Annotated in this window: 4 protein-coding genes; all 4 read right to left on the bottom strand. The window is 69.4% G+C overall.

Translation table 11 applies throughout. The features are described from left to right. Positions 1-62: 62 nt before the first annotated feature. The gene (gene cysK / locus VFM98_RS21130; RefSeq protein ID WP_325111861.1) at positions 63-998 is read right to left on the bottom strand and encodes a cysteine synthase A; all 936 of its coding nucleotides are present in this window, start codon (positions 996-998) and stop codon (positions 63-65) included. A 68-nt stretch (positions 999-1066) separates the two neighbouring features. Further along, the gene (locus VFM98_RS21125; protein WP_325111860.1) at positions 1067-1474 is read right to left on the bottom strand and encodes a hypothetical protein; all 408 of its coding nucleotides are present in this window, start codon (positions 1472-1474) and stop codon (positions 1067-1069) included. Then, entirely contained in the window at positions 1471-1842 is a 372-nt protein-coding gene (locus VFM98_RS21120; protein ID WP_325111859.1) for a hypothetical protein, read from the bottom strand. Before VFM98_RS21120 ends, VFM98_RS21125 begins: the two co-directional genes overlap by 4 nt. 99 nt (positions 1843-1941) lie before the next feature. Continuing rightward, on the bottom strand, positions 1942-2301 hold a 360-nt coding region (locus VFM98_RS21115), incomplete at its 5' end, for a peptidoglycan-binding domain-containing protein (protein ID WP_325111858.1).

Below are 2301 nucleotides of genomic sequence, written 5' to 3'. Positions count from 1 at the left end.
AACAGGGACGGACCCCATTTCGGCCGAAATGGGGTCCGTCCCTGTTTGCGCTGTGCACCGGCCTACTGCATGAGATCGGCGTATAGAGGCGAGCTGAGGTAACGCTCACCGTAGGAAGGCAGCACTGCAACGATCAGCTTGCCGTCGTTCTCCTTGCGCCGGGCGAGCTGCAATGCCGCCCACATGGCGGCGCCCGAGGAGATGCCGGCGAACAGGCCCTCCTGCCGCGCGAGCAGGCGCGCAGTTTCGAGCGCGTCCTCGTTCTTGACGCGCACGATCTCGTCGTAGATCGCGCGATTCAGCACCTCGGGCACGAAGCCCGCGCCCAGGCCCTGGATCACGTGCGGGCCTTTCGCGCCGCCGGACAGCACGGCGGAAGCGTCCGGCTCCACCGCGACGCACCTGAACGACGGCTTGCGCTTCCTGATCACCTCGCCGACGCCGGTGATGGTGCCGCCGGTGCCGATGCCGGACACCAGCACGTCCGCCCTGCCCTCGGTATCGCGCCAGATCTCCTCCGCGGTGCTCCTGCGGTGCACTTCCGGGTTGGCCGGGTTGCCGAACTGGTCCGGCATGAAGTACGTCTGCGGATCCGCAGCGGCTTTTTCCTTCGCCCGGTTGACCGCGCCCATCGCGCCTTCGGCGCCCGGCGTGAGAACCAGCTCGGCGCCGAAGGCGCGGATCACCGCGCGCCGCTCCCGGCTCACGCTGTCGGGCATGTACATGATGCAGCGGTAGCCCTTCAGCGCGCAGACCCACGCGAGCGCGATGCCGGTATTGCCGCTGGTGGGCTCGACCACCACCATGCCTGGCCTGAGCCGGCCGGCGCGCTCGGCGGCCTCGATCATCGAGACGCCGATGCGGTCCTTCACGCTGGCGCCGGGATTGTAGAACTCGAGCTTGGCCACCACCTGCGCGACGCAGCCGGCGGCCAGCCGGTTGATCCGCACCAGCGGCGTGTTGCCCACCAGGTCGATCATCGAGTCGGCGATCTTCATCGTTGTCCTTTCGTGCCGCGAACGATGCACCGCGGCCTGCAGCAGGTCAAGAGTCGCCGGCTCGGAGCCTACGGCTTGCGCTTGAAGAAGCTGCAGTAGCCCGGATCGCCGCTCCAGGCCTGGTCCACGACGGCGTCGTCCTCGAAGGTCAGCGTGCGCTCGCAGGAGGCGCGGTTCACGCTCATGCCGAAAGGAAAGCCGATGCCCACGCCGACACCGCCGCCGCCGCTGCCGCCGAACACGCCTACGCCCACCGAGGGCCCGCCGCCGCTCACCGGCGCTTCCTGCGATATCCAGGTATGCGTCTGGCGGCCATCCGACAACGTCGCGCTGCGCGCAGGGGCCCCCCAGCGCTGCACCACTTCGTCATATGCAGCGCCCTGCCAGGCGTCCTTCACCTGCGTGAATTCCTGCTCGACGCTGGCGCAGCCGCAGGCGAGCACGGCAGCGGCAAGCAGCGCGGGCCAACGGCTCATTCTTCCCCGCACGGCGTACCGAGCAGCAGGTACGCCGCCGCGATGCACGTAGCCACGGCCGCGGCGACGCAAAAGCCGACCGCGAAGGCGGCCGCCGGAACCAGGGACAGCGTGCTCTCGGAAGCCATGGCTTCCGCCGGGGCGATGCCGGCCAGCGAGGCCGCGCCGATGGCCACCCAGCGCTTCAGGTAAGGCACGAGCATCCAGCGCATCGCCCGGTTGTGCGCCAATGCCTGCCTGCGCAGCGCCGCGGTTCCGCGCGACGCGTCCATGAAGAGCGCGAACGGATCGAGGTACAGCAGCACCTGGCGGCCGAGCGGCAGCGCCGCGCGCGCATTGCGGTCCAGCAGGGGCTGCGGCCTATCCACGTGCGTTCGACAACATTCTGTTGCCCGGATTCACGCCGGTCAAACGGGCCAAAAAAAAGCGGAGAGCACGGCCCTCCGCTTTTGCTGGCTCTCCCGAGCTCAGTACTTCTTGGGCGAGGATTCGCTGCCGGCGGAGCCGGACGAGCCGCCCGCGCCTTGGGAAGCGCTGCCCGAGGAGCTTTCCTGCGAGCTGCCGGAGCTCGCCTTGCCGGACGACGCGCCCGACTGGCTCTCCGTGGACCCGGACTTGTCCGCCGAGCCGCCGGCCGCGGATGAGCCTGTCGAGGCGCTGGCGCCTTCGCTCACGCCGAGCGCGGCGAGGGTCTGCTGGTCGAGCTGGCCGCTCGCCTGCAGGCCCTGCTTCTGCTGGAACTCCTTCAGCGCCGCCTGCGTTTTCGGCCCCATGATGCCGTCGGGCTGCACTTCATGGCCTGCCGCGCTCAGCTTCTCCTGGACCTG

Source organism: Ramlibacter sp., from assembly GCF_035706265.1.
Classification (GTDB): Bacteria; Pseudomonadota; Gammaproteobacteria; order Burkholderiales; family Burkholderiaceae_C; genus Ramlibacter.
Note: the sequence above shows the minus strand (reverse complement) of the source record. Positions and strands in the feature narration are given on the sequence as shown.

What these genes read in the sequence shown, in the direction of transcription:
- cysK (WP_325111861.1), bottom strand. Translation starts at nt 998, where the DNA reads ATGAAGATCGCCGACTCGATGATCGACCTGGTGGGCAACACGCCGCTG.
- VFM98_RS21125 (WP_325111860.1), bottom strand. Translation starts at nt 1,474, where the DNA reads ATGAGCCGTTGGCCCGCGCTGCTTGCCGCTGCCGTGCTCGCCTGCGGC.